Here is a 15,297-nt window from a genome sequence, read left to right on the forward strand (position 1 = left end):
TTAAAAGATGGAAGTTATCGAGACTTCCAGGGCAGCCCTGTAGCTGGCGCAGCGCCTTGGTTCCGCTGCGGGAACGCGGCTGGCACCTAGGTTGGGGACGCGTCGATTCCCCCTGCGGAGTTTCACGAGGGAAGGCAGTTGCCGTTTCGATAGACGGGAAGCGGAATAGCCCGGCCGCCTGGATCTTCCGGACTTCGAGACCAATGCAAGTTGGAGGAAGACCCGACTTCCGCCAGTAGTGGTTATTCCTCGCCTTTCAGCAGCGGAAGGCGAATCTCGAAAGTGGTGCCCTGGCCAACCTGGCTCTGGCAGCCGATCCTGCCGCCGTGCCGGTCGATCACCGTCTTGACCATGGCCAGCCCCAGGCCCAGGCCGGCGCTGCCCTCGGCGGAAGCGAAGCGCTGGTACTGGCTGAACAGGCGCGGTAGTTCGGCGACCGCGATACCTTTGCCCTGGTCGACGATCCGGCAGCTCAGCCAGTCGCCTTCGAGGCGGATGCTCAGGCTGACGACGGTCCCCGCCGGGCTGTACTTGACCGCATTCTCCAGCAGGTTGAACAGCGCGCGCGTGAGCAGGCCGGGGTCGGCCCAGACCATCGGTTCCTGCTCGTCGTCCCAGTCGCGCCGCAGGTCGATGTCCTTCTGCTGCGCGAGGGGCCAGAGCTGGTCGGCGGCGTCCATCGCCAACATGGTGAACATGCACGCTTCGAAGCGGTAGGCGTCGGATTCGGCCTTGGCCAGTTGCACGAAGGCGTCGGTCAGGCCCAGGGCGCGACGGACCTGCTGCTCTATCTGTCGGTAGACCTGCTGGCCGGCTTCGTCCTCGGCGGGGCGAACGTCGAGCAGGGCGAGGATCGCCGAGTGCGGCGCGCGCAGGTCGTGGGAGAGGAAGCGCAGGAGGGTGGCGCGCTGGCGCTCGGCATCGCGTTCGGCGCTCAGGTCGATCAGGCTCACCAGCCAGCCGATGGCGGTTTCGCTTTCGACCGGCAGCAGGCGCGCCAGGTCGAGGCGCAGGTCGCGTTCCCGATGGTCGCGGAACTCGATGGCTTCCAGGGTTTCCAGCGTTGGGCGGGCGCCGCCGGCGAGGCTCGGATGGCCGAGTTCGGCCAGGCACTGGCGCAGTTCGTCGCCGCGCAGCTCGCCGCCGAACAGGTCGCGTGCCTTGCGGTTGGCCAGCAGGATCTGCCCCTGCGGGTCGCAGATCAGGGTCGCCACCGGCAGGCCTTCCAGGCCGTCGGCCATGAACCGCCGGCTGTCGCGGGTGCGGCTGACCGCCTGCTCCAGGGCGGCGATGCGGTTCTGCAATGGATCGTTGCCGGCGCGCGGGGGGCTGGCCCGCTCGGGCAGCACCTTGGGCTCGCGGTCGAGACGCGCCAGTTCCCAGCCAAAGTAGGCGAGCACCGCGTTCAGCCGGCGCCAGCTCCAGATCAGGTAGGCCAGCAGCAGGCCGACCAGGCTGGCCAGCGGCGACCACCACCAGCCGTTGAGCAGCAGCGCCCAGGAAAGACCCAGGGCCAGGACCGCGCAGGCCAGGGTGAGGAGCAAGGCGTGGCGCGAGCGGAACAGCATCAGGCCGAGCAGCAGCGCTACGCTGGCGGCGGAGAGCAGGGCGGCGAGCCAGGGTTGCAGGTCGACGGCGGTGCGCTGCTGCAACAGCCCGTTGAGGATGTTGGCCTGGATCTCCACCCCCGGCGTGGTGCCGAGGCTGGCCGACCGCGGGGTGACATAGCGGTCGCCGAGGCCCGGCGCGGTGGCGCCGACCAGGACCAGGCGGTCGCGCAGCAGGCTGTCTGGCACCTCGCCGCGCAACACGCTGACGTAGGGCACGCTGGGGAAGCCCGCGTCGGCACCGATGAAGGGAATGCGGATGGCGTGGTCACGCTGCCAGCCGGGCAGGTTGCGCATGTCGTCGAGGCCGGGCATGGGCATGGCGCCGGCATCGGCGAATGCTTGCCAGGCGAGCAGCGGGCGCGGCTGGCCGAGCGGTCCTTCGCGCAGGTAGACGCTGCGCACCGTGCCGTCGCTGTCCGCTTCGACGTTGATATGCCCGATGCCGGCGGCGCAGCCGGCCAGCGGCGCGGTCGGCGGTATCTCCCGTGGCGGTTCGCCGTAGCGCGGCACGCTTTCGCGCAGCAGTGGCAGGAGGACGTTGCCGGCCCGGCACAGCGATCTTGCCAACTGGCGGTCGCTGTCCGGATTGGAGGAGGGTTCGCTGAAGATCACGTCGAGCAGTACGCTGCGTGCGCCGGCGGCGGCCAGGCGATCCAGCAGCTCGGCGTGGATGCTGCGCGGCCAGGGCCAGCGACCGAGGCTTTCCAGGCTACGGTCGTCGATGGCGACGACGAGGATGCGCGGATCGACGGCCAGCGGGGTGAGGTTGCGCAGGCGGTCGTAGAGCAGGTTGTTCAGCGGCAGGCCGCTGCTCAGCGAAAGCAGGGCGGTGAGCGGAAGGAGCAGCAGGCTGACCAGCAGCCATTCGCGCACCAGGCCGCGGAACAGCCGCTGCGCCTGGCTGGGCTCGTCCTGGCGGTCGAGCGCCTTCATCGGCGAGGCCCCGGCGCCCTATCGGGCACTGCCGCCTCGCGGGTAGTAGAGAATGTCGTAGACGCTGGTCTCGCCCTCCAGGCCGTCGTTGTCGAAGGCCGAGAGACGGACGTGGTAGAAGGCCGCCTTGAGTCCGCTGAAACTGACTTCCGGGGTGCTCGAGAAACGCTCCTGCTGGATGCGCAGGAAGTCCGGATCGCTGGCTACCTGCGCACGGTAGCGCTTGGCGCCGTGCAGCGGGGCAAGATAGAGCTTCCAAACCGGCGACTCGCCGTGCTCGCCGCCCTGGCCGCGCAATTGCGGGGCGGGTAGCAGGTCCACCGGCGTCAGCTTGCCCTGCGGCTTGACCTTCAGGCCGCGGCGGGCGTCGACCAGCACGTCCTCGTCCGGCTCGGCCTGCGCCGCCTTGCGGGCCGGGCGCCTGCCGTTGAGCGGCAGGTCGTCGCTGGTCAGCTCGCGGTTCACCGCGACGCGCCCGTCGAGCACTTCGGTCAGCGCCTGGCCGTCTTCGGTGCGGGCGCGGAAGTGGGTACCGCGCACGCCCAGTACGCCCACCGGGGTCAGCACCTGGAAGCGGTCGTGATCGCTCTTTCTCTTCAGGACATAGGACTCGACCTGCCCCGCGCGCAGGGCGATCTGCGGAATGCCGGTGTCCTCGTCGAGGTGCAGGGTGACTTCCGAGCTGGAGGGCAGGACGATGCGGCTGCCGTCGCCGAGCAGCAGGCTGACGAAGGCGGTCGGAGAGGTCTTGACGCCTTCCAGTTCGTCGATGTCCATGCCTTCTTCCAGGGGCGTCTGGTTGCCCTTGGCGTCGAGCTTCCAGGCGTCGCCGGCGAGATAGAGCACGCTGGCGGGGAGCGGCTGGGGCAGGCACGTTTCGCCCTGCTCGATGAACGGCGGCCGTTTCGTCTTGGCCGGCGCGGCCGCGACGGAGCCGGCGAGCAGCGTCAACAGTCCGCCCAGCGCCAGGGCGGCGCAAGCCGGGAAGAGGGATCGGGAAGTAAGGGCGAGGGCTGTCATAGGCTTCACTGGGCGGCGGGTCAGGTATCGCTGGCGGTCCGGTCAGGCTGCAATCTGCCTGATCGGGCGCCGGTTTCGCAATCCTTGCAACGACATCGGGAGCCCGCAGGCTCCCTTGTCGTTTCCTCGGCCGCAGCGCCTGGCGGTTGGGCCAGGCGCTTCGGTTCAGTCGTTCTTGTCGCCGATCAGGCGATAGGCCAGGGCGCCGAGTACCGCACCGAGAATCGGCGCGACCCAGAACAGCCACAGCTGGGAAACCGCCCAGTCGCCGACGTACAGGGCGACCGCGGTGCTGCGCGCCGGGTTCACCGAGGTGTTGGTGACCGGGATGCTGATCAGGTGGATCAGGGTCAGGGTCAGGCCGATGGCGATCGGCGCGAAGCCCTGCGGCGCGCGCTTGGAGGTGGCGCCGAGGATGATCAGCAGGAACATGCCGGTAAGTACCACTTCGCTGACCAGCGCGGCTTGCAACGAGTAGCCGCCCGGCGAGTGTTCGCCGTAGCCATTGGAGGCGAAGCCGGCGGCTAGGTCGAAGCCGGCCTTGCCGCTGGCGATCAGGTACAGCACGCCGCCGGCGGCGAGGCCACCGAGGACCTGGGCGACGACATAGGGCAGCAGTTGGCTGGCCGGGAAGCGCCCGCCGACCCACAGGCCTACCGATACCGCGGGGTTCAGGTGGGCGCCGGAGATCGGGCCGATGGCATAGGCCATGGTCAGCACGCTGAGGCCGAACGCCAGGGCCACGCCGAGGTAGCCGATTCCCAGTTCCGGTACGCCGGCAGCGAGTACTGCGCTGCCGCAGCCGCCCAATACCAGCCAGAAGGTGCCGAAGAACTCTGCTCCGTATTGCTTCATGATGAGGTCCTTTTCAGATCCAGGGTGGGACGCGGATCGAGGCGTCCGGATAGCGGGAGGGGATGATTCGAACAAGGAAGGGGAGATGACACATCCGTGTGTCGAAGCCAGCCCTGGGGGGATTGGCTCGGTTGCCTGGGGCGATCGTCCGTCACCGACCCCTGACTGTGGTTCGAGTGGTCTCGTCCCACGGCCCGCCGGAGCGGGTTTACACATCCCTGTGTCGGAGCAATCCATTTGCTCCTTGGCCTACTCAGCGGTTGGAAATCTACCAAGCGCGATTTGTCTGCTGTGAGATTTGCCATATTTCTTCAGATTCTTCCGCGCTATTTCAGATTCGTCGCGTTCAAAACACCCAGCGCAACTCGTCACGCACGCTGACGGCGCCGGACAGGCCGACGTTCCACATCTCGGCCCTGGCGCGGGCCGGGCCGTCGAGGCCGAGCGGAGTGGCGAAGGACGGGCTGGCGGTGCCCTGGCTGAACGATGGGGCCTGGACCGGACCGGCCGGATGGCTCACCGATTCCAGGCCGAGGACCAGGGCAAGGCAGGAAAACTTGCCGAGGGCCTGCAGGTTGATGTCACGCAAACGTTGGCTAACTGGCCGGAAACCCATGGCTACGACTCCTTGATAGGTCAGGCTGGCGCTGGCTCGCGGGCTCTTCGTCCCGCTTAATGGCTATTTGGAATCAGGCTATCAAGGGCTGGTCGCGACCAGAGAGATTCGTCACAATTCTTCAGATTTGTACGTAATTCGCCGTTCCTGGAGCGAAAAAGGGGCGTTAGCCCGATTGAACAGGACCAGCTTTTATGCGTGTCGCGATACTGGACGACGAGTCGGCCGAACTGGACCGGGTCGAGCAGACCTTGCAGCAGATACCCGCGCAGGGCGAACAGGCCTGGACGGTGCACCGTTTCGCCCGTGGCGAGGACCTGCTCAAGCAGCTCAAGCGGGAAACCTTCGACCTGCTGATCCTCGACTGGCAGTTGCCGGACCTCAGCGGCCTGCAATTGCTGCGCTGGAGCCGTGAGCACCTGGATGCGCCGCCGCCGGCGATCATGCTGACCAGCCGTGACGCCGAACAGGACATCGTGCAGGCGTTGAACAGCGGCGCCGACGACTATGTCAGCAAGCCGTTCCGACCCAACGAACTGAAGGCGCGGGTAGCCGCCGTGCTGCGTCGCCACGGGGGAACGCGTCCCGCGCAGCATGAGGTGCAGACTTTCAACGACCTCAGTTTCGACGATGCCGAGCTGACCGTGACCCGGGCCGGCGCGCCGATCAGCCTGACCGAACGCGAATACCGCCTGGCCCGCTGCCTGTTCGCCAACCTGGGACGGCCGTTGTCGCGGGAATATCTCTACGAGCGCTTCTGGCCCCACGAGGAAGTGTTGTCCTCGCGGCCGCTGGATACCCACATCTATCGCCTGCGCAACAAGCTTGGCCTGACCGCCGAGCGTGGTTGGCAGTTGCTGACCATCTACGGCTACGGATATCGGTTGGAGAGCGTGGCGACGGTCGACTGAGCGGCGCGGGGTGGCGAGACCGACCTTGGCGGTCGGCGAGGGAGAATGAAAAAGCCCCGCGGCTGCGGGGCTTCTTTTCGGCGAGGCGCGCTTACTTCTGGAACGCGGCCACGGCCTTGGTGATCTCGGCGCGGGCGGCGTCGGCGTTGCCCCAGCCTTCGACCTTGACCCACTTGCCTTTCTCGAGATCCTTGTAGTTCTCGAAGAAGTGCTTGATCTGCTCCAGCAGCAGGGCCGGCAGGTCGGTGTATTCCTTCACGTCCTTGTACAGGACGCTCAGCTTGTCGTGCGGCACGGCGATCAGCTTGGCGTCGCCGCCTGCCTCGTCGGTCATGTGCAGGACGCCAACCGGGCGCGCGCGGATCACCGAACCGGGAGCGACCGGATAGGGGGTCACCACCAGCACGTCCAGCGGGTCGCCGTCGTCGGCCAGGGTGTTCGGGATGAAGCCGTAGTTGGCCGGGTAGAACATCGGGGTGGCCATGAAACGGTCGACGAACAGGCAGTCGGTGTCCTTGTCGATCTCGTACTTGATCGGCGCATGGTTGGCCGGAATCTCGATAGCGACGTAGATGTCGTTCGGCAGGTCCTTGCCGGCCGGGATCTTGCTGTAGCTCATGGGTGACTCCAGAGGTTTCTGGCCAAAAAAGAGGCCGCGATTATAGGCATATTCGGTTGTCGATGCCATGTACCGGCATTCAGCCGTTAGTCGTGTCGCCCGCCGCCTCGCGGTAGTCCGGATGCTCGGCCTGCAGGCGGCGCAGGCGTTGCAGTGGGTCCTGGCGGTAGAACAACTGGAGCTGCCGGTATACCGCCGGATAGGCCTCGTGGAGGAGATCCGGAGCGGTGAAGAAATACTCGCTGGTAACGGCGAAGAACTCCGCCGGATCTTCCGCCGCATAGGGATCGATGGCGGTCTGCGCGTCGGGATCGCGGTCGAGCAGGGCGTTCATCTCGTCGTAGGCGGCCTGCATGGCGCTCGCCCAGTCGCCGATGCGCATGCCGGCGTGCAGCGGCGGCAGGCCGTTGGCGTCGCCGTTGAGCATGTCCAGCTTGTGCGCCAGTTCGTGGATCACCAGGTTGTAGGCATCCCAGCCACCCCCGCCGACGACGCCGGGCCAGGCCAGGACCACCGGCCCTTGCAGGGAGGTCTCGCCGCTGCGTTCGTCGTCGAACTCATGGACTACGCCGCTGGCGTCGCGGTGTTTCTGCGGGCTGACGAAATCGTCGGGATACAGCACCAGCTCGTGGAAGCCCTGGTACCAGTTCAGCTCCGGCAGGTGCAACAGCGGCAGTTGCGCCTGCGCCGCCAGCAGCAGGCGGCCGAAGTCGTCGAGATCGACGCCGGCGAGTGCGGTCAGGTGCTTGTCGGCGAGAAACAGCACGGCCCGCTCGCGCAGGCGGCGGTCCTCGTCGGCGTCCAGGCCGTCGAGGATCGGCAGGTGCCGGCGTACCCGCTGCCAGAGCTCTTCGGCCACCGGGTGGCGCGCCAGCAGGCGCCGGCGCCGCCAGGCGCGGAACGACCACATGCTCAGTCGCTCTGGGCCTTGGCCTGTTTGGCGGCGCTCGCCTGCAGGCGATGGCGAATGAAGCCGAGGATCATCGGCAGCAGCGACAGCAGGATGATGCCGATCACCAGCAGCGACAGGTTCTTCTTGATGAACGGCACGTTGCCGAAGAAGTAGCCCAGGGTCACCAGGCCGCCGACCCAGGCCACGGTGCCGACCACGCTGAACATGACGAAGCGCGGATAGTGCATCTTCGCCATGCCGGCGACGAAGGGCGCGAAGGTCCGCACGATGGGCAGGAAGCGCGCCAGGGTCACGGTCTTGCCGCCGTGGCGTTCGTAGAACTCATGGGTGCGGTCGAGGTAGTCGCGGCGGAATACCTTCGAGTCCGGGTTGCTGAACAGCCGCTTGCCGAGGGTCCGGCCGATCACGTAGTTGGTGCTGTCGCCGGTGATCGCCGCGACCATCAGCAGCCCGCCGAGCAGCCATGGGTCCATGCCGCCGGTGGCGCAGATGGCGCCGGCGATGAACAGCAGCGAGTCGCCGGGGAGGAACGGAGTCACCACCAGGCCGGTTTCACAGAAGATCACCAGGAACAGGATGGCGTAGATCCAGACGCCATAGTTGCTGACCAGCATGGCCAGGTAGGTATCCAGGTGGAGAATCAGATCGATTGGGTTGAAGTCCATTGAGCAACCTGCGGAGACAACGCGTTGAGCGGCAGAGGGCCGCCATTATAGGGGGGCGTCCGGATGGGTGGGGGGCTGTTTGTCGCGATCCCGGCAAAACCACTGATTGCAGGATGTTTCGGTAATTTTTCCGAAATTGGTCGGCATAAAGTCTGCAAGAACAGGAGAAATTTCTAGCAGGGAAGGGCGTGCGATGACACTCCAGCCTTTTGCCCAGCCACCGCTCAGTCTCGCCCTGGGCGCCGGGCGCGACTTGCCGGGGCAGGCCGCGCGGGTTCGCGCCGAATGGCTCGCGCCTCGCCCCGGACGGGCTCCGGCGTTTCTCCTGGCGCTGCTCTGGGGACGCGGTTGCGCCAACGTGGTGCAGGCCATCGAAGGCCATCTCGACGCACTGTTCGCCGACTACGCCTGTACCCCCGAGGGTTGGCCGGAAGCGCAGGCGGCGCGGCAGGTCCTGGCTTCGCTGAACATGCAGCTGTATCGCCGGCGCCGCGAAGGCGAGCCGGGTGTGCTCGAGCTGGCGGCGGGGTTGCTGCTGGTCCATGCCGGGGGCGTGCACTTTCTCCAGTGCGGCGCCGTCGGCCTGCTGCGTTATCGCCAGGGCAGCCTGCAGCGCCTGGGAGGGAGCGGACAGCCGCTGGGTAGCAGCGCGGAGCTGGCGCTGGTCCAGCACAACCTGACCCAGGTGGCCGGCGAGCCCTTGGTGCTGGCGCCCCAGCCGTTGCTCGAAGTGGCCGACCTGCGCGCCCTCGGAGAACGTTGTGCCGGGCTGACCACGGGGCGCCTGGAGGGCGTGCTGCAGCCGTTGCTGCATGCGCCGGGGGCGGTGGCGCTGGTCTTGCCGGGGGCGCTCGAGCGCGCCCCAGCGGCGCCACGGCATACCGGCTGGCCAGCGCTGGGCGCGGCGTGCCCCGGCGACTGCGTGGATGGCTGGACCTTGCAGGCGGCTTGCGCGTTCGGCCCGCCCGGGCGGCTGTTCCGCGCCTGCGACGAGCAAGGACGCGAGGCGTTGCTGCTGCTCGCGGCGGCCGATGCCGACGAAGCGTTCTGGCAGCGCGAATGGGCACTGCGGCGCTGCCGTGCGGAGAGCCTGCCGCGAGTATTGTCGTCGCCCCGGTTGCGTCGTCATGCCTTCCAGTTGTTCGCTCCGCCGCGCTGGCCGATGCGCAGCCTGCTGGATTGGGCGCCAGCGCACCTGCCGCTGGAACCGCAATGCGCGCTGGTCCTCCTGGAACAACTTATCGATGCGGTTCGCGCCTTGCAGCGGCGCGGTGTACAGGGCTTGTGGCTGGCGCCGCGGCAGATCCTGCTGGACGAGGGCGGGCGTCTGCTGTTCCTCCCCGAGGCAGCGGCGATCCTGCCGGGCGTGGCGCGCCAGGCGCTGCCTGCGGACAGCGTGCCGCTGGCGCCGGAGTTGCGTCGCGGCGAGGCGCTCGATGGCCGGGCCGACCAGTTCGCCCTGGCGGCGCTGTTCTATTGGCTGCTCTGCGGTCGCTGGCCGTCGATCGCTTGCCCGGAGAGCGACGGCGGATGCCGCTACGAGCCGCTGGGCGAGCGTCAGGCGGACCTGCCGGTCGGCTGGGACGGGGTATTGGCGCGGGCCCTGGCGCCGCGTCCGGAGGCGCGCTTCGAAGCGTTGTCGGAATTCTGGCTGGCCTTGCAGAAGCCGCTAGCGCATCCCCAGCGGGTCTTTGCGCCACGCCGGTTGCAACGGGGCGTGCTGGCCCTGGTCCTGCTCCTGGCCGGGGCTGCGCTGCTGGTCGGCCTGGCCGGTTAACGGATCGACGGCCAGCGTGCGGGTCTGTCCGCTGCGTTCGAGGTGCGCTTCGGCGATCAGTTGTTCCAGCCGGCCGCTGCGACGCATCAGGCGCAGGTTGCGGTCGAGGCTGGCGGCAAGGGCGGCGCCGCGGGCGTGTCTTTTCGGCACCAGTACATAGAGCGGCTTGACCTCCAGCGGCGGTTCGATGAACACCAGGCGATCCTTCAGCGCCGGCACGTTGCGCGCCAGCAGGTGGTAGCCGGTGTAGCGATCGACCACGGCCAGGTCGATACGCCCGCGCAGGAGCTTCTCGAGGTTTTGCCAGTCGTTGGTCACCGCGTCCTTGGTCAGGCTGCGGTCGGCGTCGAAATCCTCCCGGTTGACGTAGCCGCGGACCACGCCGATGCGGTACGGACGCAGGCTTTCCAGATGCGCGGGATTGACCGGCAGCAGGCGCTCGCGCTGGCGGAAGAAGCCCAGTTGCGAGTCGAGCAGGGGGATGGTGGCGTGGAACAGTTCGCGCCGCTCGGGCGACAGGTAGGCCGGCATGAGGGCGTCGAAGCGCCCCTCGGCGGCTTCCTTCAGGGCACGTTGCCAGGGCAGGAACACCAGTTCGGCGCGGTGCCCGTCGAGGGCCAGGGCTTCGTCGAGGATGCGGCTGGCGAGGCCCTTGCCCGGCAGGTCGGGGCCGACGTAGGGCGCCCAGTCGAGGGTCGCCACGCGCAGGGTGTCGGCCTGCGCGCCGGCCGTGGCGAGGAGCAGGCCGAGCAGGACGCCGGGCCAGTGCCAGGTGCGCGAACCCATGGATGCCTCTGCTCTGAGCGATCGGTTGGGAAGTGCCGTGCCTTTGTCTTCAGCTTAGTTCGTCGCTGATCGGCAGGGTGTAGTTCTTGAACTCCTGGTCTTCGCGGAAGCCGATCGACTCGTAGACTTTCTGCGCTACCTCGTTGTCGACGCTGGTGGAGACACGCATGCGCACCGCATGGGTTTCCCGGGCCATCTGCTTGGCGTGTTGCAGCAGGTGGTCGGCGACCAGTTGCCGGCGCGCCTCCTCGGCGACGTAGATGTCGTTGAGGATCCAGACGCGCTTGAGCGACAGCGAGGAGAAGCTCGGATAGAGCTGGCAGAAACCGAGCAGCCGGTCTTCTTCGTCGGCCAGCGCCAGGTAGATCACCGACTCCTTGCGGCGCAGGCGTTTCTCGAGGAATTTCCGCGAGGACTCGGGGTAGGAGAGCATGCCGTAGAATTCGCGGTACTTGACGAACAGCGGCGCCAGCAGGTCGAGGTGTTCGAGGGTGGCTTGCACGATTCGCATGACGGGCCTCGCATTGCGGGAAGGGGCTGCCGGGACGATGCAGGCTGCATGCCAGCAACGCTTCGATGCTGCCCAATCTCCCTGGAAAGCGCAATCCAAGCGAACGTTTGAATCGGTCGAAGGAGGGGCGTCGCGCGCCGGCCCATCCTTCGGCCGGGAGGCTCAGTCCCTCGCCAGGAGGAAGTTGCCGGTGCGCGGAGCCTCGCCTTCCAGAGCCTGGACCTCCGCCTCGTCCTTCAGGTTGACCCCGGAAAGCTGCCGCCGGCAGGCCTCGCGCATCAGGTAGAGCAGGCGGTGCGCGGCCATGCCGTAGCTGAGGCCTTCCAGGCGGACGTTGGAGATGCAGTTGCGATAGGCGTCGGTGAGACCGACCCGCGGGGCCCAGGTGAAGTACAGGCCGAGGCTGTCCGGCGAGCTGAGGCCGGGACGCTCGCCGATCAGGATCACGCTCATCTTCGCCCGCAGCAATTCGCCGATCTCGTCGGCCACCGCCACCCGTCCCTGTTCCACCAGGACCACCGGCGACAGCGACCAGCCTTCGGCCAGCGCCTGTTCCTCCAGGCGTTCGAGGAAGGGCAGGGTGTGACGCTGCACGGCCAGCGCGGAGAGGCCGTCGGCGACCACGATGGCCAGGTCGATCTGCCCGTCGTAGCCGGCGGCGTGTTCGCGCAGGCGTTGCACCGAGGCCTCGTCGAGGCGCCGGCCGAGGTCCGGGCGTTGCAGGTAGACGTGGCGGTCGGCGGCGGCGCTGTGCAGCAGCAGGCTGTCGCGGCCGCGCTGGCGCAGGCCGTCGCTGATGGCCGCATGGTCGAAGGGCAGGTGCACGGCGTCGCGCGCCTGGGCGTGGGCGTACTGGAAGTCCAGTTGCGGGCGGGTCGGCAGGCTGGTGCCGGTGCGGCCCAGGGCGATCCGCGCGGGGGTCAGCTGGCGCAGCGGCAGCCAGGGGTTCTCGGCGCTGGCGTCGGGCAGGTGCTTGTCGTTCATCGGCATCTCCTCAGGCCAGTTGCGCCAGGGCCTGGCGGAACGCCGGCGGTAGCTCGTCGCCGAAGTGGATGCGCCCGTCGGCCTGGGTGAAGATTCCCATCCGCTGCAACCAGTCCTCGAATTCCGGCGCCGGCTTCAGGCCCAGCGTCTGGCGTGCATAGAGGGCGTCGTGGAAGGAGGTGGTCTGGTAGTTGAGCATCACGTCGTCGGAGCCGGGAATGCCCATGATGAAGTTGATCCCGGCGACGCCCAGCAGGGTCAGGAGCATGTCCATGTCGTCCTGGTCGGCCTCGGCATGGTTGGTGTAGCAGATGTCGCAACCCATCGGCACGCCGAGCAGCTTGCCGCAGAAGTGGTCTTCCAGGCCGGCGCGGATGATCTGCTTGCCGTTGTACAGGTACTCGGGACCGATGAAGCCGACCACGGTGTTCACCAGGAACGGCTTGAAGTGACGAGCCACCGCATAGGCGCGGGTCTCGCAGGTCTGCTGGTCGACGCCGTGATGGGCGTTGGCCGAGAGCGCGCTGCCCTGGCCGGTCTCGAAGTACATCAGGTTGTTGCCGAGGGTGCCGCGCTTCTGGCTGAGCCCGGCCTCGTAGCCTTCCTGGAGGATCTTCAGGCTGATGCCGAAGCTGGCATTGGCCGCCTCGGTGCCGGCGATCGACTGGAACACCAGGTCCAGCGGCACGCCGCGGTTGATCGCCTCGATGGAGCTGGTGACGTGGGTCAGCACGCAGGCCTGGGTGGGAATCTCGTAGCGCTGGATGATCGCGTCGAGCATCTCCAGCAGGGCGCAGATCGAGGCCATGCTGTCGGTGGCCGGGTTGATCCCGAGCATCGCGTCGCCATTGCCGAACAGCAGGCCGTCGAGGATGCTCGCGGCGATTCCGGCCGGGTCGTCGGTCGGGTGGTTCGGTTGCAGGCGGGTGGAGAGTCGGCCGCGAAGGCCGAGGGTGTTGCGGAAGCGGGTGACCACGCGGATCTTCTGCGCCACCAGGACCAGGTCCTGGACACGCATGATCTTCGATACCGCCGCTGCCATTTCCGGCGTCAGGCCCGGAGCCAGGGCGCGCAGGCTGGCCTCGTCGGCGGCGTCGCCGAGCAGCCAGTCGCGGAAGCCGCCGACGGTGAGATGGGACACCGGGGCGAAGGCGTCGCGCTGGTGGGTGTCGATGATCAGGCGGGTGACCTCGTCGTCCTCGTAGGGAATCAGCGCCTCGTCGAGGAAGTGTTTGAGCGGGATGTCGGCCAGGGCCATCTGCGCGGCGACCCGCTCGCCGTCGTTGCTCGCCGCGACGCCGGCGAGGAAATCGCCGGAGCGCGCGGGGCTGGCCTTGGCCATCACGTCCTTGAGGCTGTCGAAGCGGTAGGTCTCGCCGCCGACGCTATGGGTGAAACGTGCCATGTGTGTCTCCAGTGCCCGGCCTCGCCATGCGGCGGGCCGGGCTTTGTCGTTGTCGCTCTCAGCGCAGGTCCTGTTCCGCCGCCTGGATCGCGGCGAACTCCTCTTCCGGGGTGCCGGACACCAGGTGATGCCGACTGTACAGGGCGAAGTAGCCGATCAGTACAGCGTAGATCGCCACCGCGCCGACCACGACCCGCGGGTCGACCAGGAAGCCGGCGACCACCGCGACGCAGGCCAGCGCCAGGGCTACGCCGGAGGTGAGGATGCCGCCAGGGGTGCGGTAGGGGCGCTGCATGTCCGGGCGGCGGATGCGCAGGGTGATGTGCGCGGCCATCATCAGCACGTAGGAGATGGTCGCGCCGAACACCGCGACCAGGATCAGCAGGTCGCCCTGGCCGGTCAGCGACAGGCCGAAGCCGATCACCCCCGGCACCACCAGGGCCAGTACCGGCGCCTTCTTGCGGTTGGTCAGCGAGAGGCTGCGCGGCAGGTAGCCGGCGCGGGAGAGGGCGAAGATCTGCCGCGAGTAGGCATAGATGATCGAGAAGAAGCTGGCGATCAGCCCGGCCAGGCCGACCAGGTTGACGAACTGGCTCATCCAGGTCGAACCCTTGTAGGCCGACTCCAGCGCTTCCACCAGGGGATTGCCCGAGCCCATCAGCTCCTTGGCTCCGGCGGCCCCGGGACCGACGACCAGAATCAGTGCGGCGAAGGCGAGAAGCACCAACATGGCGCCGATCAGTCCGCGCGGCAGGTCGCGCTTGGGGTTCTTGGTTTCCTCGGCGGCCAGCGGCACGCCTTCGACGGCGAGGAAGAACCAGATCGCGTAGGGGATCGCCGCCCAGACCCCGACATAGCCGAACGGCAGGAAGCTGCTGGCGCCGGTCGCCGCGGTCTGCGGGATGTTGAACAGGTTGGCCGAGTCGAAGTGCGGAAGCATCGCGACAATGAACACGCCGAGGGCGATGGCCGCCACCGCGGTGATGACGAACATCAGCTTCAGCGCCTCGCCGGCGCCGAGGATGTGGATGCCGATGAACACGATGTAGAACACCAGGTAGATCAGCCAGCCGCCGACGCCGAACAGCGACTCGCAGTAGGCGCCGATGAAGCAGGCGATGGCCGCCGGGGCGATGGCGTATTCGATGAGGATCGCGGTGCCGGTGAGAAAGCCGCCCCAGGGCCCGAAGGCGCTGCGGGCGAAGCCGTAGCCGCCGCCGGCGGTAGGGATCATCGAAGACAGCTCGGCGAGCGAGAAGCACATGCACAGGTACATGGTGGCCATCAGCAGGGTGGCGAGGAACATCCCGCCCCAGCCGCCCTGGGCCAGGCCGAAGTTCCAGCCGGCGTAGTCGCCGGAGATCACGTAGGCGACGCCGAGCCCGACCAGCAGGACCCAGCCGGCGGCGCCTTTCTTCAGTTGACGGTGTTGGAAGTAGTCGGCGTCGACGCTTTCGAAGTCGACCCCGGAAGTTGCGGGCGCATGGCCGGTTTGTTCGAGGGACATGGGTTTTTCACCTCAATCTTGTTGTTATCGACCCCGGTTTTCCCGGTGGTGTGCTGTACGTGGTGAACGCAGGCAATAGCTATGCCAGCCGCTCTGCAATCGGCTTGGCGAGGAGGTGGAAGGGGCGCCACCGTCAGCCTCGGCGGCGTGTTTCACGAGCCGGCGCGACCGCTCCGGGAAAGAGC

Annotated in this window: 14 protein-coding genes; 2 read left to right on the forward strand and 12 right to left on the reverse strand. The window is 67.6% G+C overall.

Going from position 1 to position 15,297, the window contains the following annotated elements; translation table 11 throughout:
• Positions 1-242 precede the first annotated feature (242 nt).
• The 4 genes from LT948_RS27535 to mucE form a co-directional block, all read right to left on the reverse strand.
• Complete coding sequence (locus LT948_RS27535; protein WP_023092444.1) at positions 243-2,543, reverse strand: CHASE2 domain-containing protein; 2,301 nt, start codon at positions 2,541-2,543, stop codon at positions 243-245.
• Positions 2,544-2,561: 18 nt separating this feature from the next.
• The gene (locus LT948_RS27540) at positions 2,562-3,563 is read right to left on the reverse strand and encodes a FecR family protein (RefSeq protein ID WP_003110517.1); all 1,002 of its coding nucleotides are present in this window, start codon (positions 3,561-3,563) and stop codon (positions 2,562-2,564) included.
• A 165-nt stretch (positions 3,564-3,728) separates the two neighbouring features.
• Complete coding sequence (aqpZ, locus tag LT948_RS27545) at positions 3,729-4,418, reverse strand: aquaporin Z (RefSeq protein WP_003102790.1); 690 nt, start codon at positions 4,416-4,418, stop codon at positions 3,729-3,731.
• Between the two features lie 346 nt (positions 4,419-4,764).
• Positions 4,765-5,034, reverse strand: coding sequence for a mucoid induction factor MucE (gene mucE, locus LT948_RS27550; protein WP_003093256.1), 270 nt, complete (start codon positions 5,032-5,034; stop codon positions 4,765-4,767).
• A 194-nt stretch (positions 5,035-5,228) separates the two neighbouring features.
• Between mucE and LT948_RS27555 the strand changes: the two genes are divergently transcribed.
• Positions 5,229-5,945, forward strand: a complete 717-nt coding sequence (locus LT948_RS27555) for a response regulator transcription factor (protein ID WP_003093250.1) — start codon at positions 5,229-5,231, stop codon at positions 5,943-5,945.
• A gap of 91 nt (positions 5,946-6,036) precedes the next feature.
• Here LT948_RS27555 and ppa read toward each other — a convergent pair whose 3' ends face one another.
• The 3 genes from ppa to LT948_RS27570 all read right to left on the reverse strand — a co-directional run bounded on the left by ppa (position 6,037) and on the right by LT948_RS27570 (position 8,142).
• Positions 6,037-6,564 (reverse strand): inorganic diphosphatase, encoded by a 528-nt coding sequence (gene ppa, locus LT948_RS27560; RefSeq protein ID WP_003093248.1) that lies wholly within the window; start codon positions 6,562-6,564, stop codon positions 6,037-6,039.
• A 79-nt stretch (positions 6,565-6,643) separates the two neighbouring features.
• Positions 6,644-7,474: a zinc-dependent peptidase gene (locus tag LT948_RS27565; RefSeq protein ID WP_003093244.1), complete on the reverse strand. Its 831-nt coding sequence runs from the start codon at positions 7,472-7,474 to the stop codon at positions 6,644-6,646.
• Positions 7,475-7,476: 2 nt separating this feature from the next.
• Positions 7,477-8,142, reverse strand: coding sequence for a DedA family protein (locus LT948_RS27570; protein ID WP_003093241.1), 666 nt, complete (start codon positions 8,140-8,142; stop codon positions 7,477-7,479).
• Between the two features lie 193 nt (positions 8,143-8,335).
• Between LT948_RS27570 and LT948_RS27575 the strand changes: the two genes are divergently transcribed.
• Entirely contained in the window at positions 8,336-9,919 is a 1,584-nt protein-coding gene (locus tag LT948_RS27575; RefSeq protein WP_003093239.1) for a protein kinase, read from the forward strand.
• On the opposite strand, the gene LT948_RS27580 is transcribed toward LT948_RS27575, so the two are convergent.
• From LT948_RS27580 to eat, 5 genes are all read right to left on the reverse strand, one after another.
• Complete coding sequence (locus LT948_RS27580; RefSeq protein WP_003093237.1) at positions 9,812-10,705, reverse strand: substrate-binding periplasmic protein; 894 nt, start codon at positions 10,703-10,705, stop codon at positions 9,812-9,814. The two genes, LT948_RS27575 and LT948_RS27580, sit on opposite strands and share 108 nt — an antisense overlap.
• A gap of 49 nt (positions 10,706-10,754) precedes the next feature.
• Positions 10,755-11,216, reverse strand: a complete 462-nt coding sequence (locus LT948_RS27585) for a GNAT family N-acetyltransferase (RefSeq protein ID WP_003093235.1) — start codon at positions 11,214-11,216, stop codon at positions 10,755-10,757.
• 162 nt (positions 11,217-11,378) lie between these two features.
• Complete coding sequence (gene eutC, locus LT948_RS27590; protein WP_003110520.1) at positions 11,379-12,200, reverse strand: ethanolamine ammonia-lyase subunit EutC; 822 nt, start codon at positions 12,198-12,200, stop codon at positions 11,379-11,381.
• A 10-nt stretch (positions 12,201-12,210) separates the two neighbouring features.
• A complete protein-coding gene (locus tag LT948_RS27595; RefSeq protein WP_009313358.1) occupies positions 12,211-13,605 on the reverse strand; it encodes an ethanolamine ammonia-lyase subunit EutB in 1,395 nt (464 codons plus the stop codon).
• Positions 13,606-13,663: 58 nt separating this feature from the next.
• Complete coding sequence (gene eat / locus LT948_RS27600; RefSeq protein ID WP_004365829.1) at positions 13,664-15,112, reverse strand: ethanolamine permease; 1,449 nt, start codon at positions 15,110-15,112, stop codon at positions 13,664-13,666.
• Between the last annotated feature and the right edge of the window lie 185 nt (positions 15,113-15,297).

This window comes from Pseudomonas sp. CP-1, assembly GCF_021213715.1.
GTDB lineage: Bacteria > Pseudomonadota > Gammaproteobacteria > Pseudomonadales > Pseudomonadaceae > Pseudomonas > Pseudomonas aeruginosa.

Bases quoted from the DNA above. Each gene is read 5' to 3' on its own strand.
- ppa (WP_003093248.1), bottom strand. From the start codon at position 6,564: ATGAGCTACAGCAAGATCCCGGCCGGCAAGGACCTGCCGAACGACATC.
- aqpZ (WP_003102790.1), bottom strand. From the start codon at position 4,418: ATGAAGCAATACGGAGCAGAGTTCTTCGGCACCTTCTGGCTGGTATTG.
- LT948_RS27565 (WP_003093244.1), bottom strand. From the start codon at position 7,474: ATGTGGTCGTTCCGCGCCTGGCGGCGCCGGCGCCTGCTGGCGCGCCAC.
- mucE (WP_003093256.1), bottom strand. From the start codon at position 5,034: ATGGGTTTCCGGCCAGTTAGCCAACGTTTGCGTGACATCAACCTGCAG.
- LT948_RS27595 (WP_009313358.1), bottom strand. From the start codon at position 13,605: ATGGCACGTTTCACCCATAGCGTCGGCGGCGAGACCTACCGCTTCGAC.
- LT948_RS27575 (WP_003093239.1), top strand. From the start codon at position 8,336: ATGACACTCCAGCCTTTTGCCCAGCCACCGCTCAGTCTCGCCCTGGGC.
- LT948_RS27570 (WP_003093241.1), bottom strand. From the start codon at position 8,142: ATGGACTTCAACCCAATCGATCTGATTCTCCACCTGGATACCTACCTG.
- LT948_RS27555 (WP_003093250.1), top strand. From the start codon at position 5,229: ATGCGTGTCGCGATACTGGACGACGAGTCGGCCGAACTGGACCGGGTC.
- LT948_RS27580 (WP_003093237.1), bottom strand. From the start codon at position 10,705: ATGGGTTCGCGCACCTGGCACTGGCCCGGCGTCCTGCTCGGCCTGCTC.
- LT948_RS27535 (WP_023092444.1), bottom strand. From the start codon at position 2,543: ATGAAGGCGCTCGACCGCCAGGACGAGCCCAGCCAGGCGCAGCGGCTG.
- LT948_RS27585 (WP_003093235.1), bottom strand. From the start codon at position 11,216: ATGCGAATCGTGCAAGCCACCCTCGAACACCTCGACCTGCTGGCGCCG.
- eat (WP_004365829.1), bottom strand. From the start codon at position 15,112: ATGTCCCTCGAACAAACCGGCCATGCGCCCGCAACTTCCGGGGTCGAC.
- LT948_RS27540 (WP_003110517.1), bottom strand. From the start codon at position 3,563: ATGACAGCCCTCGCCCTTACTTCCCGATCCCTCTTCCCGGCTTGCGCC.
- eutC (WP_003110520.1), bottom strand. From the start codon at position 12,200: ATGAACGACAAGCACCTGCCCGACGCCAGCGCCGAGAACCCCTGGCTG.